This is a genomic window from Alteromonas sp. BZK5 (genome assembly GCF_014349115.1).
GTDB lineage: Bacteria > Pseudomonadota > Gammaproteobacteria > Enterobacterales > Alteromonadaceae > Alteromonas > Alteromonas macleodii.
Map to the genome: position 1 here is coordinate 1 of NZ_JACSOE010000012.1, position 24,920 is coordinate 24,920.

Here is a 24,920-nt window from a genome sequence, read left to right on the forward strand (position 1 = left end):
GCCATAGACAGTTCGTTGCTTTCAATTAAGTTGACGTTTGGGATAGGCAAATCAATAAATTCACCTAGCAGTTGAGCAAGATTCTCACCCGCACGCCCCATGGCAATATTGACCATTTCACGGCATGCGTCTAATTGATCTTCTTTACTCATCTGGCGCTTGGCTAAAACGGCATTTGAGTCGCTATCGTCTTGCGCTTTTTGTAAGCTCGCGCCAGAAGAATGCCTCTCGCCACTGTAAATCCCGTAAGAGGCTAGGATGTGGCTGAGTTTTTCGTTATCAATTGGCTTTCTTATGAAATCCAGGGCACCAAGAGCGAGCATTTTTTCTCGCGCTTGCGCTTGTACATCACCGGAAACGACAACCACCAAGCAAGGAAGATCCTGTTGGCGAATGGCTTCCATGGTTTGATAACCGTCCATTACCGGCATGTTTAAGTCGAGAAACACCACATCGCCTTTGCCTTCGCGAACAAGCGCGAGGGCTTGCTCACCATTCTCGGCAAACGAAATATCCACGTCCCACCCATCAGGTAAACTGCGCGCCATCTGGCGCCTTGCGAAGCCTGAGTCATCGCAAATCAATATCGGAGTACTCATGGTAACTCCTTAAATAGCTACAGGGGCTTTAATGTGTGGGTGTGACTGATAGTTTTTAAGCGTAAAATCGTCGAAAGAGAACCCAAAAATGTCTTTAACCTCTGGGTTAATTTCCATAGTTGGACGCGCAAACGGTTCGCGACTAAGCTGTAGCTCTACCTGTTCAAGATGGTTTGAATACAAATGCGCATCGCCTAGCGTATGAATAAAATCGCCGGGCTCTAAATCACACACTTGCGCCATCATCATGGTCAGTAAAGCATAACTTGCGATATTGAACGGAACGCCCAAGAAAATATCGCCGCTTCGCTGGTAAAGCTGGCAGCTAAGCTTACCGTCTAATACATAAAACTGGAAAAGCGTATGGCAAGGCGGCAACGCCTGTTTACCCATAGCCGCATTTTCTTTTGGAGAATAATTCGTATCTGGTAATACTGCAGGATTCCAGCCGCTAACAATAAGACGACGGGAGTCTGGGTTGTTTTTGATTTGCTCAACTACCTCGGCAATTTGGTCCACCGATGTGCCATCACCGCGATCCCAACTGCGCCACTGGTGTCCATAAACCGGACCAAGCTCGCCTTCTTCGGTAGCCCACTCGTCCCAAATACTCACACCGTGCTCTTTCAAATAAGCGATGTTTGTCTCGCCTTTAAGAAACCAAAGTAGTTCGTGAATAATGGATTTAAGGTGACACTTCTTTGTTGTCACCAAGGGGAAACCTTCCTGTAGATTAAAACGCATCTGATAGCCAAATACACTTAACGTACCTGTACCAGTTCGATCTTCCTTTTTCACACCCGTATCACGTACATGGCGCATTAGAGCGAGATATTCTTTCATCGTTATTCTTATATTTTTTGCTGTTCAACATGGTCTTTTCCGCGCATGTAAGCACGGACTATTAATCCTATTCCTAAAGCTATCATAGGTAAACAAAGAAGTTGCCCTTGGCTTAGTCCCATTTGATATAAGCCAATATGTGCGTCGGGTTCTCTGAAGTATTCAACGATAAATCGGAAGGTGCCGTAACCAAGTAAGAACAAGCCGCTGACCGCCCCTACTGGACGCTTTTTGGCAGAATATAGCCATAGGATAATAAAGAGTAGTACGCCTTCAAGCGCAAACTCGTAAAGCTGTGATGGGTGACGGGGGATATTACCCGCGTTGGGGAAAATGACCGCCCAAGGCACATCGGTGCTACGCCCCCAAAGTTCAGCGTTTAAGAAGTTACCTATGCGTCCAGCACCCAAGCCGATGGGTACTAACGGGGCAACAAAGTCCCCTAGTCGAAGGAAGGTCGTGTTCATACACTTGGCGCGCCAGAATAAGGCTGTTAGCACCCCTAAAAGCCCGCCGTGGAAGGACATTCCACCAGCCCAAATTTTGAATAAGTACAAGGGATCGTCGAGAAACATACCAAACTGGTAGAAAAGCACATAGCCTATTCGACCGCCTAATATTACGCCAACGAAGCTCCAGAAAAGCAGGTCGCTTAACTGCTCACGGCTCCAGTTGGTTTGTGAAAGACGCTTTTGTGCCAATAGGTACGCGGCGATAAAGCCCACCAAATACATAAGGCCGTACCAGCGGACACTTAACGGACCGACACTGAAGATAACGGGGTCGATACTGGGAAATACCAGATAACTGCTCTGTTCCATTACTTTATTCAATTCCTAAAATCATTCTAATGCTCACCAACACGAGTAAGCACGCCAACATCGCTTTTAACACACGAACATTTACTCGCTGCCCAAGCTTTGCACCTATGTTTGCGGTAAACATAGAGGTGGCAACAATACCAGCTGTTGCCGGTAAATACACATAACCTAAACTATGTTCTGGTACATCTATCGCATTGTAACCGGCCACAATAAAACTCGTGGTACCAAAAACGGCAATAATGAGTCCGCAAAAGGCTGCACAGCCAATTGCCGCCCGTACATTAACACGAAACCATACCAGCGCAGGTACCAATAATGCACCGCCACCAATCCCCATAAGTGCACTTAGTAAGCCAGCTCCACCACCAACAGTCGCAAGCGTACCTTTAGAGGCTTCATTTTCTGAGGCTTTTTGCTTACCAAATATCATCTGCATCGCAATCAAAATAACCAGCACCGCAAACACATCTTTAAGCAGTTCACCCGAAATATGGCTTGCTACCTGTGCTCCGGCAAATGCGCCAAAAGCAATACCTAAGCCTGTGTAAAGCACAACATGCCTTTGAATATTACCCAGTTTGTAATGTGCGAAGGCCGACGACATTCCTGTGAAGATGATGGTAGATAATGAGGTAGCGATAGCGACTGGCATTACGGTTTCAGTGGTCATTCCCATGAAATGTATAAGCAAATACGACAATACAGGAACGATGATAAGCCCACCGCCAATGCCCAGCATACCCGCCAAAACACCTACCACAGAACCTAAAATAAGGCAGCTAAGAATTATTACAACTAATGGATCCATTCCTTAAGCACCTGCTCGGATAAGGCCTCCCAGGCCCTTGGTTTCAAGATATTGATTCAAGTGCACAAAGACTTCTTCTTGGCTAACAGAGGTGAGCGCCAATGATAGTAGTTGCTTACACTCATCCAGCGTGACTTTTCTAATAAGCCAGTTTATTTTTCTTAAGTTAAAGCCGTTCATACTTAGGCGGCGATAACCCATTCCCATTAGCAGTAATGCTCCAGCTGGCTCACCTGCAATTTCACCGCAGATAGTTACGGGCACCTGGTTTTGATTGGCTTTTTGAACCACGTCGTAAAGCGCCCCTAATACTGCAGGATGATAGCTGTTGTAGAGCCCTGCCACCCGCGTATTGTTTCTATCCACCGCGAGCAGATATTGGGTCAGGTCGTTACTGCCTACCGAAAAGAAATCCACGTGCTTTGCTAATTGAGGAAGCTGATAAAGTACCGACGGGACTTCTAGCATAATACCTAACTTAGGCTTGGTTAACGTTTGTCCTGACTCTGCAATCTCATCACAAATTTCATAATATGCCTGATTAATTAGCCGCTTAGACTCCTGCACTTCAGATACGGTGGAGATCATAGGCAGCATAATTTGCAAATTGCTTAGGCCTACACTTGCACGGAGCATGGCGCGAACCTGAACCAAGAAAATTTCTGGATGATCAAGGGTAAGGCGGATGCCTCGCCACCCCAAAAATGGGTTTTCTTCATTAATGGGGAAGTACGGTAGTGGCTTATCGCCTCCTACGTCGAGAGTACGCATAGTGATAGGCAATGAAGGCGCGGCCTCAAGCACTTGGCGGTACAGCTTTACTTGCTCTTGTTCTGAAGGAAAACGCTCGCGTAACATAAAGGGGATCTCGGTGCGATAAAGCCCTACACCCGCACCAATTTGTTCAGCGTTTAGCTCGACTTCAGCTGAAAGGCCTGCGTTGATATAAAGAGACATTCTACAGCCATCAACGCTTTCGCAAGGTTTATCAGCCTCGGCGTCAATTTTCTCTGCGATGGCCGACTCTTCTTCAATGAGCTGTATAAATTCAGACTTGATGTTGCGTTCAGGCGATACAATGACCTCGCCTGAATACCCATCAAGCAAAATCTCTTTGTCTTCGAGTAGTGCTGGCGTAACGTTTTGACAGCCCATCACTGCAGGCACGCCCATGGCTCTAGCCAATATTGCCGCGTGAGAGTTATTTGAACCGCGAATAGAAATAATGCCTTTTAGCTTACCTCTTGGAAATTCGGCAAGCATAGGCGCTGAGACTTCATCAGCTACGAGAATACTGGCTTCGGTTATCGTTTTTTCAGTAACCTTTTTGCCATTCGCTTCATACAAAATGTTGGCAAGAATACGGTCGGATAAATCGACAATATCAATGGCACGCTCTTGCATGTAAGGGTCGTCCATTGCTTGAAAGCGTGCGGCATAGCTTTCTACAACCATTTTTAATGAAGACGCCGCATCCCAACCTTGGCGGATTTTTTCTTCTACTTCCCGCCCAAGGCTGTTGGCATCTAGCAGATGATGATACAGCTGAAAAATGGACTTAACATCGTCGGGGATGCCGTCATCTAACCGCTTCGATAACGCATCGACATGACCTCGCGTAACTTCAACCCCTTTGCGATAGAGTTGAATTTGATCTTGAGGAGATTGCGTGCGCTTTACGACCCAGTTTTTAAGGTTAATAGATTTGTCTGGAGACACTCCCTTGCCAATAGCAAGGCCTGGAGAACCCGCAATACCACGCACATTTTTTTGCCGCGCAGTATTGTCGTTCGAATTTGACAGCGTCAAAGCCCCGCGAATATCAGCATTGGTTATTTCTAACGCGAGCTGCGCAGCAAGGGTGACTAAGAATGCTTCTTCGTCTTCACTGAAGCGGCGCATTTGTGATTGCTGAAGGGTAATAACACCAAGCACACGCCGTTGGTTGATAATAGGCGTACCTAAAAAGGCGTTATAGTTTTCTTCCTGAACTTCGGGGTAATGTTTGAATCGAGGATGGCTATGAGCATTAACGATATTAAGGGGCTCTTCCCGCTGACCTACCAGCCCGATAAGCCCTTCTGAGAAGCCAATGCGTACCTGCTCGACTGCATCGGGATGTAGTCCGTCAGTGGCTTTAAGGATAAATTCTTGGGTGTCGTAATCGGCAAGGTAAATAGAGCATGAATCGACATCTAGGGTCTGTTTAACCCGTGAGGCTAGCCTAAACAACGCCGTATCGAGAGCAGGAATTTGATTCATTTCCTGCACGATACGCTTTAACGTGGTTAACATTGTTCCTTGCTGGCTCTGAGGGCTCACCGGTTTTTCCTTTTTTACTCGCAGTTTACTCGCTGCTTACTCCGCACACCGCAATATTGCACACCTCTTTCTTGCGTACCTGAACTTCGCATACGCTTATCCACGCCTGCGTTTCTTGCCACGTTTATGTGGCGCTGCGTTTTGGCGCTGTTGAGGCCGATGCTGCGCAGACATAACTACAGGCGAGAACTCTTTCATTACTCGTCTGTATACATCGCGCTTAAACGATACAACGTTTCTTATTGGATACCAGTAACTTACCCACCTCCAGTCATCGAATTCAGGATGACCTGTTTTAAGTACATTAACGTCTCGCTCGTTACAATCGAGCTGCAACAAGAACCATTTTTGTTTTTGTCCTATACAAACAGGGTTGCTGCCTTGTCGAATTAATCGCTTCGGCAGCTTATATCTAAGCCAGTTACGGGTAACACTTAAAATAGTGACATCTTTCGGTGTCAGCCCTACTTCTTCGTGAAGCTCGCGGTACATAGCTTGTTCAGCAGATTCCCCTTCATCAATTCCGCCTTGAGGGAACTGCCATGAATGTTGACCATAACGTCTTGCCCAAAATACTTGACCCATTTTGTTGCAAATCACTATGCCCACATTCGCACGGAATCCATCGGCATCTATCACATAGACTCCCGGGCACACTATACTGTTATATGTTTTCATTCTTCCACAAACTATGCTCCAATCATAGTCTTAATATTCGTACCCGCTTTTCAAACAGGAAATTAGCCATATTTATGCAGCCTCCAGCGTCTCCCCCGTCATCTCCAGATAGCCTTTTAGCCCGTTGTCATGCGATAGCAGGCTTGACGCTTGGAGAGCTTGCGGACATGGCAAATGTAGCCATTCCGGCCAATTTACAACGTCACAAGGGGTGGCCAGGCATGCTGATAGAGAAGTGGCTGGGCGCGAGTGCAGGTTCGAAGCCTCAACAGGACTTTCCTGAACTTGGTATCGAACTTAAAACTATTCCCATTGACGCCCATTTTTCCCCCTTAGAAACCACCTACGTTTGTTTTGCCCCGCTTTTGATGACGCCCGGCATTACATGGGAAACGTCTAACGTGCGAAACAAACTACAGCAGGTATTGTGGCTACCTATTGAAGGTGACAGAGCTATTCCGCTGGCCCATAGGCGGGTAGCAACAGGCTTCTACTGGCGACCGAATGAACACGAAGATGCGGTATTGAGACACGATTGGGAGGAACTGGTCGAGCAAATTGCAACTGGACAGGTCGAGTCGATCACCTCTCGTCAAGGCGAGGCCTTACACATTCGTCCTAAGGCAGCAAACGGGAAAGTGCTCACCGACGCGTTGGGGCCAGAAGGTCAGCGTATCAAAACCCGTCCTCGCGGCTTTTATTTACGTAAAACCTTCACCCATCAAATATTGATAAATGCATTTGGTGGCTAACGCGAACTCAACGTCTAGCACAATACTCTTGTTTATCTTAGCGGCGTGGAGTTTAGGTGTTTAACCAAATACTCACTCAAAAACTTTTCTGAATTTATCCCCATGCGTTTTGCCACGGCTTCAAGTTTAGCGTCGCTGCGCAGCAGTACATTCTTGGCGTACTCTAAGCGGTAGTGGAAAATGAAACGCCTAAAGTTTTTCTTTTCGGTAAGTTGCAAGGCCAATGCGAGCGAGGTGGGGTCGATATCTGCCCCTTTACAAAACTCACTGAGGGTAAGGAAGCGAACCTTGTACGCCTTTGATTCTATGGTGTAGCGTTCTGCTTTAGAAATAATACTGCTAATTTCATAAGGCGTTGCCTTGCCTTCATCTAAGCGTTCGTAATCGAGTGGCGACGGGGACGTCCGTCGTATAAAGGTTAGTGAAAACAGTACAACTAGAATTGCCGTTCCAATCATCAGATGATGAAATCCTTCCCAAAAAGGAACAGGGAAGAAGCCGAATGTTGCGGCCGTCACAAGTAAAATACTCATAAACGCAACGCCAACCAAGCTCCCCATTACTCCGGCAAGCCTAGGCATTTTCAGGTTTTTTATATCCACCGCCTGCTCTGGTAAGTGCCTATGGTACATTTGAATATGCTCGGTAATAAGAATACCTATGAGCAACACGCTAAACCCCGTTAACAGTGATGCAATATAGGCAGGCCACAATAGCAGAGGCTGACCATGAGGAGACGATGAGAGCCATTGCTGCTTATCGTCTACGGGTATTAGGAGAATGGCGCACTGAAAAACGCCGGTCATCACGACAGGCCACCACAGCCGCTTTCGTGCCGTAGGGTAAGCTAACAGCATGGGTTTTATTGCGCGGTAACAACACGTAATCGCGATTACAGCAAATACTTCTGATAACCCGTAGATACTAGCCAACCCTGTGGCATTTGCCATACGAAGCCACTCATCCAGCATAAACACAGGCCAGCACAAAAACGCTGCCGTTAGCCAGCGTCCACTGCGTAAATTGACTTTTTGAACGAACAGACGCACAAAGCCAATGGCATAAATGCCAAGCAGTGCGTAAAGGAAATAGTCATTTATGGCTGAGGTCATCAGCGCCCTCCATCCTTGAGATTCGAGTTGCCTTTACCGTGCATGTTTACAGTAACCACATATACATAGAAAACAATTACCAGTAAACGTCACGTTGCATAGCCACTGTGCGAGTTCGTTCCATAATACGAATTAATGTACTGAGCTTTTCTGACGTCCATTTTCGCACCTCGTCATGAGAGTCTACTTCGGCGTCGTCTATTGACTGCTTTAACATAAGCAGCGCATTCAGCTCATCAATACCAGTGAGCAAATCTAACCACGGCGCGCGAAAATTACCCCGCTCTTCTACAAACAAGTCACCCAGCAGAAACCCACTCCATAATGTCTGCCTAAGCATCACTTCTACAGCGCTGTAATTGGCAGGCCCCATGGTTTTATTTAGCGGCATGCTTTGCTGTACAGTTTGCCAACCTTGCGACAGCCAACCTTTTGCATGATCAAGCACCGGATGGTCAAAACCCGTTGCGACTTTTTGCCACGGCTTATTCTGGATAAGACTTATGGCGTGTAGCTTAATGTCTGTGGCATCGTTGTCGAAAAACAGTTTTTCGGGCTCATGAGCCTGCATTAAGCCTGTTTGTCGTCCTTGCAAATAGCTTACTACTGCAGGATGTTTGCTGAGTGTTTTGTTAAACATGCTCTTTTTAGAGAGCAAGTAACGCAAACTTTGTAAGTCGTCTTGCCAACCCCACTTTTGCGCATGGGTGACCAGTTTTTTATGCAGGGCTAGTAGCTCAGGGCACTGCAGAACCGGCAAGTAAAGCGATACACTTTGAAGTAACAAGCGTACACTCTTGGCGACTTCCGCGAGCATTTTTATTGAACCACTTTCGCAAAACACATGCTCGTGGTGCTGCCAATGCGCCAATGCAGTTTGAACCGCGTGGCTAAATGCTTCTTCCGTGGTGGTTGTGTCTTCAAGCGCAAGGAAATCTGGCAGGTGTCGAACTTTAGCGTTAAAACCGTGAAGTAATTGATATCCCTGCGCCGCTTTTGATACATCACTAAGGCGTACCGGCATGTTGTCGTTTATTAGCACAGCTAACGTAAACAAACTGTTGATATCACCTGACATCAACTCAAGCTCTATTTCGTTGATTGGGGAACTGGCTTTTTCTGTACTTGCTTCACCACAGTCCAGCACAATCTCAACCACACTTTCACCCACACTAACCACATAGGCATTGCGAGTAAAGTGAGTGCTAAACTGTTTAGATAGCCGCGTGTTTTTTGCCGCCACATCCCAATCCTGGGGCCAAGCGCTGGCTTCAAATAGCGTGAGGTCGGGCCTTGAATTATCAAGGCTCACATTGTATTCCATGCGTTTGTGCAGACCACCGCTGACCACGCCGTTAGTCTTTAGCGTCTGTTCGTATTCACCATTGTTACCTCGAACACGAAAGCCCATTTTATTGTTTTGAAAATCGAGCTTATCCGTATCGTAATAGTCGTTCTCTAAGCGCATTTCACGATGAGAGTTAACCTGAATACTGTTTTTTTCGAAAAGAGGAAGTACACGTTGACTAAACGCATGGTGGGCGTTGTCACCCGTTACAAATTTTAATTCTATTTCTGACATGGTTGCGCTAGGCACAGCTTATGATGCTGACACCTTACCTTTGTCGCTTACTTTTCGCAATGCTGGCGCCATGAAACAAGATGCTTTAATTAGACAAAAGTGGAACAAACTTGCCTTTATCGCGGTCAACCAATACCATCTTCACGTTTTAAATTCTAAAATTGGACTTCATATGATTCGAAAGTGGTTAGCAGCAGCCCTTATTGCATGCTCTTTTCAAGCATTTTCGCTACAAGATACCGCTGATTTAGAAGCGTCTTCTTCGCATTACATTAGAGATGACTTGTTTATCTTTATGCATACTGGACCTGGTCGTAACTACCGTATTCTAGGTTCAATTGAAGCAGGCACACCTATTACTGTGCTTGCACGCGACAATGATGCTGAATTCACGCAAATTACCGACGATGAAGGACGTAAAGGCTGGGTTGAAAGTAAGTTTGTGTCTAATACCATGTCGCAAGCCGAGCAATTGCCAATCATAAGTGAGAAGCTAGCTGAGAGCCAAAGTGGACTTCAAGCTGCACAATCAGAAAATGCCAAACTTCGTCAGCAGCTTAACGATGCTCGCCAAAAGGTGTCTAAACTTACCACCACAAACGACGAGCAAGCGTCTCAAATTATTCGTTTAACGGCTAAGGTCGAAAGCGCTAATAAAGACGAGCTTGTTACCTGGTTTACTCGCGGTGGCATAGTGGCAGGCGTGGGGATATTGCTTGGTGTAATGCTCACTTACCTTCCTAAACGCAAGCGTAGAAACAGCGAATGGATGTAGTGTAGGTTTTATAGCTGGACGCTAAAAAACGAAAACGCCGATGTTAGCATCGGCGTTTTCTATGGGGCTCGTTTCGGTAAATGGATTAGGAGTGACAAAGTGCAAACACTTTGACGAGTTATATGCGCCTATTATCGTACTGTAAGCACCACTCTATACCCTATTGTCATACGAGAAACATCACCTTGGTCATCATGTGAACCTCGGGCTGTTATCCTCTCATGTGCATAACCCCATTTAAGCTTCGCACAAAGCTTATCAATGAGTTTTAACCCTATTCCAAATCCGCCATCTAACTCACTGATAGTCGGCGCAGATAAAGTCGCTTGGCCTTTTTCGTTAAGCGCCTCTTCTTCAAGGCCGTCCTCTTCGTTGAGCACGGTGAGCGTTGCATCTGAAAGACTTATTGTGACTCTTCCTTGCTGCGTGTGCTGATAAGCGTTTCGAATCACATTTCCGATCACAATTTCGCTCGCCGTTTTCGCCAGCGTTAACTCACAATCGCTCAATTGCAGCTGCACACTCACGTCTTTTCCCGACAACAAATACATTAAATCTTGGCTTAGAGCCTCAACCATTGCTTTAAGGTTAACCTTTTCTTTGGGTAAAGCTGCTTCTTCATTTCTTCCTAACCAAAGTAGAGTTTCGGTCAAATCTGCCATGGTTTTTGAGGCATGATCCACCCGCGCAAGCGCGTTATTGCTTTTAGTATTTTCACTATCGATCACTCTGTGCAGTAATGCCGCGCTACTTCTAATGACGGCAATCGGCGTTCTAAGCTCGTGACTCGCATGGTTAACAAATTCCCGTTCTCGATTTAGGGTGTTGCGCACGTTTTGCAAGCTGCCATGTATCATCCCTGCTAGCGCGTTAAGTTCCTTATAACGAAACTCTGGGATAGGCTTATCGAGCTCTTGTTCATCCAAAGACGCCGCCCACCTCTGCAATGACTCTATGGGGCGAGACACGCTGCGCATAAGAAAAAGCAAGGCGACAAAAAACGAAACCAGTGCAACTACGCCCACAATGGCGCTGTAAATAACATGGTTTATTCTAAAGTGTTTTTTGCCGTCAGAAGGTGGCGCGACAAACACTTGGGTAACGTATCGCGATTCTCCATTTTCTAACGGAACTAACACGGCAAAGTGAGCCGAAATAGGACGGGAAAACCAATCAGGTTTGTTGATATCTTTCATAAGTGAAAACGGTATAAAGCTCTCTTTGGAAAAGCTCTGCTTCACTTCGACAGGCAAACTCTCGTAGTTCGCAAAAACATGTAAATCGAGAATTTGAGCATGCTTGTTGTCATCAAGCTCTGCGCTTTCTGCCGCCCGTATCATGGTATTTCTCAGCATGCCGTCCATACCATCGAAAAAGCTATCGCTGCTTTGTATTGAAAAGAGCACGATAACTACGGCGGCCAAACTTAATAGCGACCACAAGACGTAGCGTCTTAAGCTGATGCGAAGGCCATTTACCACTGATCGTTTCCTTTATTTGTACTTTTTGGTTCCGCGCTTGTACTTTGCACTGAACTAGACTGTTCTGGTTTTAACGACACACAAAAGCCTGTGCCGGCTACTGCTTTTACCTCTATGCTGGCATTCGCTTGCACCAGTGATTTACGCAAATTATGAAGATGCACTTTAAGCGCATTGCTCTCTGGCGCATCTTCTCCCCAAACCGCATCGAGAAGACGCTCCCGTGGCATAACTTTTCCTTGTTGCTGTAACAATGCCTTTAGCAGCGTAAATGCTGTGGGGCTTAACTTAATAGGCACGTTCTCAACACTTACTACGTCGCTTCCCATTGCTAAACTTACGTTGCCAAAGCACAGCTTTTTCACTTGTGATGAACGCCTGTGCGCCAGTGCAAAAACCCGAGCAACCAGTTCGGGCATGTCAAACGGTTTCACTAAATAATCATCGGCGCCTTTTTGAAACCCTTCTAGCTTGTTTTCCAACCGGTCACGGGCGGTTAGCATAATAATAGGCGTATCGTTACCATCTTCCCGCACCCTCTCACATACGCTTAAGCCATCAAGTCGCGGTAAATTAATGTCCAGCACCACAACATCAAACGGATGCTTTTGGATAAGAGACAACGCGGCTACACCGTTTGCAGCGTGGTCACATACCATGTCTTCAAGCTCTAAATAGTCGATAATATTGCCCGCCAGGCCCATATCATCTTCCACTAGTAACACGCGGATCATTAGCCGTACTCTCCGTTAAAGGTTTAACCAAATGCTTTGCCATTAAACGGCTTACATCGTCATAAATTAACAGTAATGCGGGTATTAATAAAAGTGTGATGACGGTGGCAAACAATATACCGTAACCCAGCGACGCAGCCGCCGGAATTAAGAACTGCGCTTGTACCGAGGTTTCGCCCAATATGGGGTATAAGCCTACAAAGGTGGTTATTGAGGTCAACAACACAGCCCGTAAGCGACTGGTACAAGCTTCAATAACTGCCGTTTCCACCGGCACACCTTCTTCTCGCAAAGCGTTGAATCGTGAAACCAACAACAAGCTGTCGTTAACCACCACACCGCTAAGCGCCAATATGCCGTTCAGCGAGAGCAGACTTATCATTAATCCATTCGACCAGTGGCCGATAATGGCTCCGACTATACCAAAGGGGATGGCGGTCATAATAATAAGCGGCTGTACGTAGGATTTAAGCGGAATCGCCAACAACGCAAAAATAGACAACAAGGCTAATATAAACAAGCTCTGCATAGAGCTTTGCGTTTCAGCTTGCTGCTCAGCCTCACCGGCAAAATAAAGCGATAAGTCCTGATACTGACGCGATAGCTGAGGAACAAACTCGTTGTTTAAGTGATTCACCAGTTCGGTTGAGGTGATAACATCGCTATCCACCGACGCGCTAACCGTTAGGGCGCGTAGGCCGTCTATACGTACCACCTGTTTTTCTTGTACATCTTGAATAACGTTAGCCACTACAGAAAGCGGTACTACGGTGCCGTCGTCCAGACGCACTTGCGTGTTCATTACATCAGACGGATTCATTCTGTCTTGTTCAGGATAACGCACCCGCACTTTTACTTCGTTTTTATCGCGCAAATAGCGCTGAACAATTTCGCCACCAAATGCTTTTAACAGCTGTTGCGATAGGCTTTGCGTATTCAACCCCAACGCTCGTCCTTCGGGGGTAAGTTCAAAGCGCATCATGGCTTCGCCGGGTGTCAGCGAGCTCTCAACTGCATATACACCATCGATATTGTTAAGTACTTCAATAAAGGCATCGTTAGCCGCCGTCAGGGTATCGTCGTTAATGCTTTTAATTTCAACGTTAAACCCGTCGACCATCTCTCGGCGTGAGCGTATTTTTAGACTTTTTACGCCTTCTAAATTGCCAGTTAACGCATTCCAGCGTGACGACAATTCATCAAGAGAATAAGAGGAGTCTTCATCAAGTGAAATGGTGATTGTGCCGCTTTGATCGCCACTCGCCGTTACTTGTAAACTGCTAATGCCACTTTTATCTGCGCCGTTTTCTTGGGTTAATTGGCGGTCTGCCTCTAGCGCATTTTTCTCTAGCAGCATTAAGTTGCGTTCGTTCTGTCCATAGCTGGCATCGCTGTAAAGCGACATATTGGCCGAAACCGTATCGTCCTGCATACTGGGGAAGAAGCTTACTCTTACCGCACCTGTGAGCGGTAGGCTAACCACCATGACAAATAAGGCAATAAACAACAATACAGCGGCATAACGGTACGCTACGGTGACTTTCAACAGGCGCTGATACACGCGGTAATTAAACCACTGAAGTCCACCATCCGCTTTTTGCTGCACTTTGTTCCATACGCCACCTAATCCCCCCCGCGCTTTTTGCTTGGTTGGCAGATGGGCTAAATGAGAAGGTAAGATCAGCTTCGATTCCACCACCGACAGCAACAAACACAAGGTAACGATAGTGCCGAACTGAGAATAAAGCGTACCTAAGCCGCCCGATACGTTCGATAATGCGAAAAAAGTGGCCACTGTGGTTAGTACACCAAACAGTGTGGGAACCGCCACTTTATGGGTACCTAAGATGGTATTTTGAAGCGTATCGCCATGCTGTTTACGCGTGGCGTACACGCTTTCCCCCACCACCACGGCATCGTCCACCACAATGCCAAGGGCCATGATAAAACCGAATGTGGTCATTTCGTTTAGCGTCATTCCCGTATAGCTGTCGGTCATGAAGTACAAGGTGCCGAAGAAGATAAAGGGCAACCCAGCCGCCACCAAAATGCCACGCGTAAATTAAGAAACACGGCGAGAGTAACAAATACCAACACAATGCCCATAAGCGCATTACTGGTAAGTAACGTCAATCGCTCGGTAATTAGCGTGCTTTTGTCATACCAGGTTTCAAGCTCTACGCCTTCAGGTAGCAAGCCTTTCTCGTGCCATGCGTCCACTACTTCGTGAGCCTGCTGTACCATTTTTGTTACGTCACCATATTCATCCATAAGCACCTGGATACCATACCCATTGGTACCGTTGTAACGTGACAAGTGATAGCTGTCATCGGCAAACATATCGCGCACTGTAGCAACATCGCCAACGGTGAGTATGACGCCATTGGTATCGGTAATGAGGGGGATGTTGGCAAAATCTTTCGCCCAGTAAGACTGTTCAGACGCTTTTAAACGAATCACTTTTTCTTTGTTGCGCAAGCTGGTTGTAAGCGCGGTATTCGACTCCTGGTTAACGGCATCAGCCACGTCTGACAGCGTTAATCCGTAGGCTTGAAGCTTACCTTCGTCTATTTCAATAGACATCATAGGGTCGACAAAGCTACCTGCACTGACTTCGCGAATGTCGTCTGTTGCCAGTAAATCTCGCTCTAATTGCTCACCCAAGTATTGAAGCGAAGCGTGATCGACGTCACCATAAAGCTGCACCCAAATAGCGTGTTCTTGTCGGCGTGCTTTGCTTATAACAGGATTTTCAGCATCAGATGGGAAGTTAGAAATACTATCTACTTCGGTTTTGATGTCGTTGAAAAGTGTGTCTAAATCGTATTCGGTTTCCTTTTCTACCTGCACACTGGCGCCGCTGGCGTTCGAGGTAGACGTAATTCGCTTGATCCCCGGGATTGCTTCCAGAGCGGTTTCAATTTTGATAGCTATCCCTTCTTCTGCTTGTTTAGGATCACCGCTATCGTATGTCATTGAAATGGTAACAAAGCGTGGCTCCATACTTGGGAATGCCTCTTTGCGGATATCGTTCATGGAAACCAAGCCAAGCACGATAAGGCTGACCATGAGCAAATTGGCCGCTACTGAGTTCTGCGCAAACCAAGCGATAATTCCCCGGGCGTTATTCCCACCATTCCTATTGTTTTTCGGACTCTCGCCCCCGCCAAACGGCGCGCCGTTTCGATTATTTGTCATCAGCTTGCCCTCCTGTTTGTCCTTCCACTACAGGCAATACTTTGGTATTCACCAGATAGCTGTTTAAAGGGCGTGCAACCACCAGCGCTTGGCGTATTTCGCCAACCTGTTCTGACATGCTGTTGCCGCTAGCGTTACCCGAGGTTTTACCCGCAACATTACTCACAATATCGCCCGTAATTTCACTGTTTTTTGGCGGGGTAGTGTAGGCATAACCTTCGCTTTCAAACAAAACCGAAGGCGTGAACTTTGCCAACTGCCCGGTAGATGGCATTACTAACCATACTTCTTGCTTTTGCGAGATAGCAGAAGCCGGCAGTTTCCACACATTGTCGAGAGCTCTTCCTTCAATATCTGCCTGCACAAAGCTGCCGAATAAAAGAGGCGTTGAGTATGCTAACGGCTTTTCAATAACCGCTATGGCGTTTCGCTGACGCGTTGTATCGCTTTGATGCCATTCAGCGCGAACGATATTAGCAACCCAGGTATTTCCTGTAGTGGTATCGGTAAGCGTTACCGGCCAGTTAAGGGAGGCATCACCAGACAACTGCGTTTCATCACCAGAAGGTAGTTGAGCCCATTGGCTAGGTGAAAGACCAATAGCCACTTCGGCAATATCTGCAGAATAAAGTGTGGCGACCGCACTGCCAGCTTGAACATAGCTCCCTAGCGCAATGTCACGGCTGACCACCAATGCATTAAAAGGTGCACGTAACGAGGTAAACGCCAAATCTCGCTTGGCTGAATTTACACTTTGCTCGGCTTCATCCAAAGTGGCCTGAGCCGCCTTTAGCTGTGGCTCACGCAGTACTAATGCCGATAAAGGTTCACCATCAAGCCCTGAACGTGTCCATTCATCTTTCGCTTGAATACCCTGTAATCGCTCTTCTTCCAGACTTACCACAGCCGCTTGATAGGTAGCATTTGCACTTGCTAACGCCTGTTGATAGTTGGTGTCATCAATACGTGCCAATACCGTGTTATTTGCCACTAGGGCACCAGTTTTAAAAGACGAAGATATATCAGTAACTTGACCACTAACCTGTGCGACTAAGCTCAAACTATCTTGCGGAACAACCTGACCATACCCCCTCACCTTAGCGTTATAGCTGTCGGCGGTTACATCAATAACGCCTACTTGAGCCAGCTGAGTATTGCCGCTTTGTTCTCCCTTTGGGCTGCGATTAGTGGTATTCACTGATGACGTGTCGCTTGCCTTGTTAAGCCTGTTCACACCGCTATCGGCAGCAGGTAATGCTGCTGTCCTTTCACCACCTGCAGTTTTCTTTGCCTGAGCGGCATTTTGTGGTTGCTCAGCATTCGCTGAAATTGCTGGAGACGTTGGCTTTGATTCGGTCTGCGGTTTTGCGCCGGGATGTTGGGCACCCATATTCATCATGGTATACATAACCGCTAGCGCAATACTTGCAGCGGCGAGTAAGGTTACAATAATTCGTTTGTTTCTCATTGTGACACTCCAAGGCCAAGGGCTAGGCCTAAGTCAATTCGATTTTGTAATTTCTGGGCGTGCAGCTCAACTGCCTGAGCTTGTAAGTTAAAGCGCGTGTCATATACGGAAAGTAAGTCCAAGATGTCAGCAAGGCCCTGTCGATACTGACCTTCAATGGTAGAGACGCTGCGCTCTGCATTTGCTAACGCCACGTTGGTGTGGCTAATTCGAGCACTCAACGCAGTCTCGCTATCCAGCGCATTTTGGGTTTCCTGTACCGCCGTTAATAACGTTTCGCGATACTGCCACCAGGCATTGGCTGAGGTTAGCTTTGCATCTTCAACTTGCGCCCTTAGAGCGCCCCCCTGAAACAGTGGCGTGGTCATCTGTCCAAGCAAACTCCACAAAGGGTTAGTAAACAAAGCTTGTGAAGGTGTAGAGGCATTATCAGAAAGGGATGCAGACAAGCTAATGCTTGGCAACAGGGCTTTGTACGCCACATCGACTTTAAACTCTGTTGCTTTTAACGCATAAAAGGCCGCCTGAAGATCGGGTCTACGTGCCAGATCCTGTTTCGGCAAAGTTGTTAGCGGCAATAACACGTCGGGAAAACTAACTTGAGTGTTGAGCTCGTTTAGCGATTGGTTTTGTCTGCCTAAGAGTACGGCCAACGTGCGCTTTGCTGTTAAAAGTGCATTTTCATATTGGGCAATAGTCGCGCGAGTATTTGCACTGCTTGTACGCGCAGTATCTAAATCGTCTAGGCTTCCCAGCCCGGTGCTATAGCGCTTTAAAATAACGGCTTCGTTATTTTCTAGTACCGTTAACCGAGACTGCTCAATATTCAGTAATTGCTGCTGAGTGAGTACGTCGATATAGCTTCTTACTACGTTAGCGACCAGAGAATCTCTGGCAGACTGATAGCTGGCTCTGGCACTTGCTGCATCTAAGTTTGCTGCACTTATTCCATCGCTGATTTTTTGCCATAGGTCCAGCTCCCAACTGACATTCATGCTCGCGCTATAGCTCGGACTGCTCGAATTAGAGCTCGTACTGGAGTTGGTATTTGAGCTGGTAGATGCACTGCTATTGGTGGTTTCACTTTTTGACGCAGAGAAGCTCGCGTCAACATTAAGGTTCCTATCCGCTTTTGCACTATCAATGGCTACTTGTGCTTTTCTAAGCGTTATTAACGACTGCTGCAGACTAGCATTAGAAGACAGGGCTTCATCAATGTAACCAGCTAAGTGGGGTAACTCTTTGATATCAATGACATCGGTTAACGTCGTGTCCGAATTCAGCTGCAAGGTTTGTGTTGATTCTTGTTGCCGTCCTTGAGACTGCCACACAACGTTGTTACCCGTTGACGACGATGCCGATTCGCTCAACGCTCTGTCATCAGTACTTGTGCATGCAGACAGCAAAATGCAAAGGGTAATGCTATTTACCGTCAGTTTTATCTTGCCCATGACTTGTGCCTATTATTTGGCGCACAGCTTACTTTCGAAGGTCTATGCGCAGCTTTTTTAAATTAACTGACACGAGTATTTCAAACGCAGGGTTAAGGTCCGGTTAAGAAAAGAGCAAGGAATTAGAAATAAATGAGAAAGGTAAGAATAAGGTATTAAAAAGGCCAGCTTAGCGCTGGCCTTTGAATGACATGTTGTGAAGATAGCTCTCAATTAAATCGCTATCTTGCAAAGTCGGTATTTACCACAAGCATTATCGCTTATTCATCATCTTCGACCAAGGTCATCAATGACGTGTTACCACCTGATGCCGTAGTATCAATACTGATGGTTTTTTCGGTCATCAAACGTTGAATAAGATTGTCGTTATATTCTGCTGTGATAACCGGCAAAATAGCGCCTTCGCGGGATGACAGCATTGCTGTAATACGCGCAGTACGTTCAGTACCAGAGTCGACCACCACGCCAGATAAATCTTCATCCATTAGCAAGGTATCTAGATGCGCAAGACGCGCTACCTGAAATAAGCCTTTAGGTGCGCCCGTTGATTCAAATTTATTTTGAATTTCAACGGCTTCTTCATAGAAGATTTCAGACACAACTGATACTACCGGGTTACCCGTTGATAGCGCGGTCACAATAGACAGTAACCAGTATTCAAAAGTTACTTCTTTATCGGCGAAACACACCAAGATCCCGCGAGGCTCTAGGTAAAGCTTGTTCGATTCACCTGTTGGGCCCGGCAGGGTTTGTGGCTTGGCAAGCTTGCGTTCAACGCTGGTTAGCTGCTGACGCGCCGTCGCAAGCGTACGGTTCAAGTCATCAGCAAGCTCGTCAACAATGTCCACTTTCGCAATTTTTGCCAGAAGCTGACGTACCATAGAAATACGGTCATTCAACGGCGTATGACGCCACTGCACTTCCACCGCTTTCGCTTTATCCATCATTACGTGCGCACGCTCGGCAATCTTTTCATCACCGACAAGCGCTGCATCAGTACCGTCTACATCATCAATGCGCGATGGCTTAGGTGTAGCACGCTCCATCATTAAGCGAGGCAGATAGTTGGGGCCCCCCGCTTTTGGACCTGTACCAGACAATCCACGTCCACCGAACGGCTGAACGCCAACAATAGCGCCGATCATGTTGCGGTTAATGTACACGTTACCCGCGCGGCTCTTCGCTGCCAGCTCGTTAGCACGCTCTTCAATACGCGAGTGAATGCCCATAGTCAGGCCGTAACCTGTGCCATTGATTTGCTCTAGCACACTATCAAGGTTTTTCGACTTAAAGCGAACAATATGCACCACAGGGCCAAACACTTCTTTTTCAAGCACATCGATGTTCTTGATTTCATACAAGGTCGGTGCAAAGAAAGTACCGTTTTCAAAGCCTGCTGGCATTTCATTGCGATAAAGCAGCTTAGCTTTATCTTCCATATACTCTTGGTGATCGGTCAGGCTCTTAAGTGCCTTCTCGTCAATAACAGGGCCCACATCGGTAGCAAGCTGCGTTGGGTCACCAACGGTAAGCTCTTTCATGGCGCCGGTTAGCATTTCGATAAGGTCATCAGCAATTTCGTCTTGAACGAACAATACGCGAAGCGCTGAACAGCGCTGACCGGCACTTTGGAAACCAGAGTGGATCACGTCATCAACTACCTGCTCTGGCAGTGCAGTTGAATCAACAATCATACAGTTTTGACCGCCGGTCTCTGCAATCAATGGCACCTGTTCGCCACCACGTTCTGCAAGTACTTGGGAAATTAACGTACCGGTTTGCGTTGAACCTGTGAACATTACCGCTTTAATGCGCTCGTCTGGCAGAAGGGTTTCGCCCACTTCTTTACCTGGCGATACGATAAGTTTCAATGCATCTTCTGGCAGGCCTACCGAGTGCATAATATCTACCGCTCGCTGCGCAATAATGCTGGTTTGTTCAGCAGGCTTAGCAATAACCGTGTTACCTGTTACAAGTGCCGCTGCCACTTGGCCTAAGAAGATGGCTAGTGGGAAGTTCCACGGGCTAATACAAAGCACAACACCACGAGGAAGTAAGCGTTGATCTTCAGCAAGCTCTTCTGCACGCGCCGCGTAGTAGCGACAGAAATCAACGGCTTCACGCACTTCATCAATACTGTCTTGCGCTACTTTACCGGCTTCACGCATACAGATAGCGATAAGCTCAGCCATGTGGCGCTCAAGCGCATCTGCTGTTCGATTAAGTATTTCAGCGCGCTCGCTTACATCGCGTTTAGACCATGCTTCAAACCCAGCTTCGGCTTCATCTAATGCTTTGCGCATATCATCAGGCGTAGCGTAATGGTGATAACCTACCACGTCGTTGTGGTTAGTTGGGCTAAGTACCGCTGTCGCACCTTCTGGCACTTCACCGGTCACTTTGTAGTAATCCTGCCAGCGTTCAAGTTCGTGTTTAAGCGCCGTTACCGCATTGGTGTCGGTAAGGTCTAGACCACGCGAGTTATCGCGCTCTGGCGCATACAGCCCACGTGGGGTTTTGATTAACTTGTTATAGCGTACTTTCAGGCGTTGTGTTTTCTCTACCGGATCTTCAAGCAAAGACTCAACCGGTTTTTCATCGTCAACGATAGCGTTTACAAACGACGAGTTCGCGCCGTTTTCAAGAAGACGACGTACAAGGTAGGCCAATAAGTCTTCGTGTTCACCTACCGGTGCATAAACACGGCACTGAATTTTATCCTGTGTTACCACCTGATCGTAAAGGGTATCGCCCATACCGTGCAGACACTGGAACTCAAAACCTTCTTTGTCGTCACCAGCAAGCTCAACAATAACAGACGCAGTGTAGGCATTGTGAGTCGCAAACTGCGGGTAAATGGTGTCGCGATACTCAAGTAGACGGTTCGCACAGGCATGGTATGACACATCTGTTGACGACTTACGGGTAAATACAGGGAACTCTTCAAGGCCCGCTTGTTGAGTAAGCTTAATCTCAGTATCCCAATAGGCACCTTTAACCAAACGCACCATTAGCGGACGACCTACCTCTAGGGTAAGTTCACGTAAGTGCTCTATAACGTGGATTGCGCGTTTTTGGTAGGCCTGTACGGCCAAGCCAAAGCCTGTCCAACCGTTCAAGTCTTCATTGCGAAATACAGCTTCAATAATGTCTAGAGAAAGCTCTAGACGGTCAGCTTCTTCCGCATCTACGGTTAAACCGATATCGTATTCTTTCGCCATCATACACAGCGCTTTCAAGCGCGGCGGAATGTCTGCCATGGCGCGTTCGCGGTGAGAAAATTCAAAGCGTGGGTGAATAGCAGAAAGCTTTACCGAGATCCCCGGTGAACGCTTAGGACCGCGTCCGTTAGCCGCTTTACCGATTACTTTTATTGCTTTTACGTATGCATCGTAGTAACGCTCAGCGTCGCGCATAGTACGTGCGCCTTCGCCTAGCATGTCGTAAGAATATACGTACCCTTTGGTTTCTTTCTCTTTGGCGCGATCTACCGCATCTTCAATGGTTTCGCCCATAACGAACTGACGACCCATAACGCGCATCGCAATGTTCATAGCGCGGCGAATAACAGGTTCACCTAAGCGGCCAAGGGTTTGTTTTAATAAGCCGAACTGTTCTTTCTTGCGCTTGTCGGCATAGTTCACCATGTTGCCCGTAAATAACAAGCCCCACGCCGATGCGTTAACAAATAACGACTCTGAATTCCCCAAGTGAGGTGTCCACTGTCCCTGAGACAGTTTGTCACGAATAAGCTCATCTTGAGTGGCTTTGTCTGGAACACGCAGCAAGGCTTCAGCCAAGCACATCAATACCACACCTTCTGCTGTAGATAGCGAGTATTCATTTAATAATGCGTCAACACCACCGTGCCCTTCTTGCTCTCGGCGAATTTGAAGCACCATCTTTCGTGCGCGTTCCCATGCACGGCTTCGTGCACGTGGGTTTACCTCGGCAATGGGAAGGATTTGATCCACAGCCACCGACTCACTAATGCGATAGTAGTCTCTTATACGCTGGCGTAGGGGTGAAGTTGTATGAAGTGTGTCGTTAATGAGCATTGCAACCCTTTCATAGAAATAGCTGTAACAAAAAGCGTTCCCGCCGTGTAAGACTGCTCACGGTTACATGGAAGCGGCTAAAAAACAAGCAAAGTCGAAACCCTGCGTTGACCTGTCGTTCTTCTTTTAACTTTATACTTTTGGATGAAGATCACGACAGTGCCAAATTTGCGCGGATGGTAGCACACAAAATCGCCCTGCCAAGCCCCTACCAGCAAAGTTTTTTTGATTCTCTGTCAAGCTACGTATTCAGTGCGTTAGATGACATTTTTTAGCCTGTTGATACCGCATTATTTTTTAGTACAAAAGCGGTGAGCGATTTGCTTCTAAAGTCGTAGTAAAGCTCGTCTATATATGGTGTATTTTTAATCGTAATAAAAAGCGGTTAATAAAAAACCGTCTACACTTTAAAAAAACAAAAATACAAATAGATAGGTATTTGCCGATGTGGTTAAGAAAATTCAGTTTAATTCAACGTTTGGGCATTATCGTTGCCCTAATTACGCTGTTATTTGTACTTCTTACTGCCGTTGTTTTAAACAGGCACTACGAAGCATTAAAGCAAAAGTCTTATGATGAAAATCAGCACCTGGTCGAGGTGGTTCATACCATGCTCAGTAGCTTCGCGGCGCGTACCGACGTAGACGAGGCAACCGCTAAGCAACAGGCGTTAGAGGCCGTTAAAGCGCTACGATACGACGGCAGCAACTACTTTTGGATCCAAGACCAAACGCCATCTATGGTTATGCACCCCATCAAGCCCGCCCTTGACGGTCAAGATTTACGAACCTTTAAAGACGGGAACGGCAAAGCCTTCTTTATAGAGTTGGCGCAAAAAGTGAAATCGAAAGGTGAAGGTTTTGTCGATTATGTATGGCCGCTTCCCGGTGAAGAGTCACCTACCGACAAAATTTCCTACGTTAAAGAGTTCAAGCCGTGGGGATGGACAGTGGGCTCTGGTATCTACCTTACCAATCTTGAAAAAGAATTTGCTCATCTTCGCAATGTGATTGCGGTGTTTTGTCTGGTTAGCATAGTGCTAGTTGTGGTGCTTGTTTATGTGATTGGCGGCAGCATAGTGAAACCGGTTCAAGAAGTAAGTGAGCGAATGAAGGATATCTCACAAGGAGAAGGTGATCTTACCCGCTCGTTGCCTGAAACTGGCCAAGATGAAGTAACGCGTTTGGCACGCTACTTTAATGAATATACCGAAAAAATGCGCCATTCTCTGTTGGGGATCCGTGAGAATATTAATTCACTGACCCAGCAAGCAGAACTTGTAGAAACATCAAGTAAAAATAGTAACGCTCAGGCACAGACGCAAAATGAAAATATGCTTCAAGTTGCCGCTGCCATGGAAGAGATGACAACGCAGATAAATGAGGTTAGCAATAACGCAGATTCTGCAGAAAAAAGTACCAGCAGCGCGCGGGGTAACGTGCAAAACGGCGCCTCGGTTGTGGATAGTACCGTAAACGATATACGCTCTCTTACCTCTGATATTGAAAGCGTAAGTAGCGCTGTTACCGAACTTGCTGCGCAGACTGAAAGCATTGGTGCAGTGCTTGATGTAATTCGCGGGATTGCCGAACAAACTAACTTACTGGCGCTTAACGCTGCTATAGAAGCAGCGCGAGCTGGCGAGCAAGGACGAGGTTTCGCCGTCGTAGCTGATGAAGTGCGTACACTGGCAAGTCGAACCGGACAAAGTACCGATGAAATCCAAGCGATGATAGAAGAGCTGCAAAGTAATGCCAAAAGCGCTGTAGATGCAGTAAAAGTAAGCCAGTCAGCGTCAACCAAAACGGTAGACAACGCTATACAAGCGAATCAAAATCTACAAGAAGCTGATCGCTTAATGACTGAAATTGCAGATATGAGTAGCGAAATAGCGCGGGCTACCGAGCAGCAAGCGGAAGCCGCTACCGAAGCGAATATGCGCATCAATGCGCTTTCGGGTGCTGCTGATAGTAGCTTGAGAACGGCAGATGAATTAGCAGCTGCGAGCCAGGCGTTACGCGCAAGCTGTATAGCAATAATGGACATTGCGAACCGCTTTAAGCTTTAAAGCATTTTACATTTCAACAAGCCTGCTGCGCTTTGCTGCAAAGCATTGAGAAGTAGGCTCACTTTACTACTACTCCAAAGCTCCCGATAATTTTCTTTTAAAAAAGTAAACTTTGCCACATTTTGCTTCTCTTACGTCAAGTTGTTTAAAAGCTCACATAGTTTAAT

General features: G+C 46.8%; 16 protein-coding genes and 1 pseudogene. 3 read left to right on the plus strand and 14 right to left on the minus strand.

Going from position 1 to position 24,920, the window contains the following annotated elements; translation table 11 throughout:
- From BIZ39_RS05180 to rppH, 6 genes are all read right to left on the minus strand, one after another.
- On the minus strand, positions 1-599 hold a 599-nt coding region (locus BIZ39_RS05180), incomplete at its 3' end, for a response regulator (RefSeq protein ID WP_187446517.1).
- A gap of 9 nt (positions 600-608) precedes the next feature.
- Entirely contained in the window at positions 609-1,442 is an 834-nt protein-coding gene (locus BIZ39_RS05185) for a thymidylate synthase (RefSeq protein WP_110288540.1), read from the minus strand.
- An 8-nt stretch (positions 1,443-1,450) separates the two neighbouring features.
- Positions 1,451-2,263 carry a prolipoprotein diacylglyceryl transferase gene (lgt, locus tag BIZ39_RS05190; protein ID WP_014978255.1) on the minus strand — a complete coding sequence of 271 codons (813 nt, stop codon included), beginning with the start codon at positions 2,261-2,263 and terminating at the stop codon, positions 1,451-1,453.
- A 4-nt stretch (positions 2,264-2,267) separates the two neighbouring features.
- The gene (locus tag BIZ39_RS05195; protein WP_187446518.1) at positions 2,268-3,074 is read right to left on the minus strand and encodes a sulfite exporter TauE/SafE family protein; all 807 of its coding nucleotides are present in this window, start codon (positions 3,072-3,074) and stop codon (positions 2,268-2,270) included.
- A 3-nt stretch (positions 3,075-3,077) separates the two neighbouring features.
- Positions 3,078-5,369 (minus strand): phosphoenolpyruvate--protein phosphotransferase, encoded by a 2,292-nt coding sequence (ptsP, locus tag BIZ39_RS05200; RefSeq protein ID WP_039224899.1) that lies wholly within the window; start codon positions 5,367-5,369, stop codon positions 3,078-3,080.
- A gap of 123 nt (positions 5,370-5,492) precedes the next feature.
- The gene (gene rppH / locus BIZ39_RS05205; protein WP_014948179.1) at positions 5,493-6,035 is read right to left on the minus strand and encodes an RNA pyrophosphohydrolase; all 543 of its coding nucleotides are present in this window, start codon (positions 6,033-6,035) and stop codon (positions 5,493-5,495) included.
- A gap of 113 nt (positions 6,036-6,148) precedes the next feature.
- Between rppH and mutH the strand changes: the two genes are divergently transcribed.
- Entirely contained in the window at positions 6,149-6,826 is a 678-nt protein-coding gene (mutH, locus tag BIZ39_RS05210) for a DNA mismatch repair endonuclease MutH (protein WP_039224444.1), read from the plus strand.
- Between the two features lie 32 nt (positions 6,827-6,858).
- On the opposite strand, the gene BIZ39_RS05215 is transcribed toward mutH, so the two are convergent.
- Both BIZ39_RS05215 and BIZ39_RS05220 read right to left on the minus strand, forming a co-directional pair.
- The gene (locus BIZ39_RS05215) at positions 6,859-7,938 is read right to left on the minus strand and encodes a helix-turn-helix domain-containing protein (RefSeq protein WP_187446519.1); all 1,080 of its coding nucleotides are present in this window, start codon (positions 7,936-7,938) and stop codon (positions 6,859-6,861) included.
- A 76-nt stretch (positions 7,939-8,014) separates the two neighbouring features.
- Positions 8,015-9,520 (minus strand): inorganic triphosphatase, encoded by a 1,506-nt coding sequence (locus BIZ39_RS05220; RefSeq protein WP_101563441.1) that lies wholly within the window; start codon positions 9,518-9,520, stop codon positions 8,015-8,017.
- On the opposite strand from BIZ39_RS05220, the gene BIZ39_RS05225 reads away from it, so the two are divergent.
- A complete protein-coding gene (locus BIZ39_RS05225) occupies positions 9,483-10,295 on the plus strand; it encodes a TIGR04211 family SH3 domain-containing protein (RefSeq protein ID WP_262385715.1) in 813 nt (270 codons plus the stop codon). The two genes, BIZ39_RS05220 and BIZ39_RS05225, sit on opposite strands and share 38 nt — an antisense overlap.
- 131 nt (positions 10,296-10,426) lie before the next feature.
- Here BIZ39_RS05225 and BIZ39_RS05230 read toward each other — a convergent pair whose 3' ends face one another.
- The 6 genes and pseudogenes from BIZ39_RS05230 to putA all read right to left on the minus strand — a co-directional run bounded on the left by BIZ39_RS05230 (position 10,427) and on the right by putA (position 22,685).
- On the minus strand, positions 10,427-11,776 hold the full coding sequence (locus tag BIZ39_RS05230; RefSeq protein ID WP_187446520.1) for a sensor histidine kinase: 1,350 nt from the start codon (positions 11,774-11,776) through the stop codon (positions 10,427-10,429).
- Entirely contained in the window at positions 11,770-12,510 is a 741-nt protein-coding gene (locus BIZ39_RS05235) for a response regulator transcription factor (protein WP_187446521.1), read from the minus strand. Before BIZ39_RS05235 ends, BIZ39_RS05230 begins: the two co-directional genes overlap by 7 nt.
- Positions 12,482-15,579, minus strand: a pseudogene (locus tag BIZ39_RS05240) (efflux RND transporter permease subunit). The gene BIZ39_RS05235 and the pseudogene BIZ39_RS05240 overlap by 29 nt, the downstream one beginning before the upstream one ends.
- Before the next feature lie 118 nt (positions 15,580-15,697).
- Positions 15,698-17,176 carry an efflux RND transporter periplasmic adaptor subunit gene (locus BIZ39_RS05245; protein WP_187446522.1) on the minus strand — a complete coding sequence of 493 codons (1,479 nt, stop codon included), beginning with the start codon at positions 17,174-17,176 and terminating at the stop codon, positions 15,698-15,700.
- Entirely contained in the window at positions 17,173-18,627 is a 1,455-nt protein-coding gene (locus BIZ39_RS05250) for a TolC family protein (RefSeq protein WP_187446523.1), read from the minus strand. Before BIZ39_RS05250 ends, BIZ39_RS05245 begins: the two co-directional genes overlap by 4 nt.
- A gap of 260 nt (positions 18,628-18,887) precedes the next feature.
- Positions 18,888-22,685: a bifunctional proline dehydrogenase/L-glutamate gamma-semialdehyde dehydrogenase PutA gene (putA, locus tag BIZ39_RS05255; protein WP_187446524.1), complete on the minus strand. Its 3,798-nt coding sequence runs from the start codon at positions 22,683-22,685 to the stop codon at positions 18,888-18,890.
- A gap of 445 nt (positions 22,686-23,130) precedes the next feature.
- On the opposite strand from putA, the gene BIZ39_RS05260 reads away from it, so the two are divergent.
- Positions 23,131-24,753, plus strand: a complete 1,623-nt coding sequence (locus BIZ39_RS05260; RefSeq protein ID WP_187446525.1) for a methyl-accepting chemotaxis protein — start codon at positions 23,131-23,133, stop codon at positions 24,751-24,753.
- Positions 24,754-24,920: the final 167 nt, after the last annotated feature.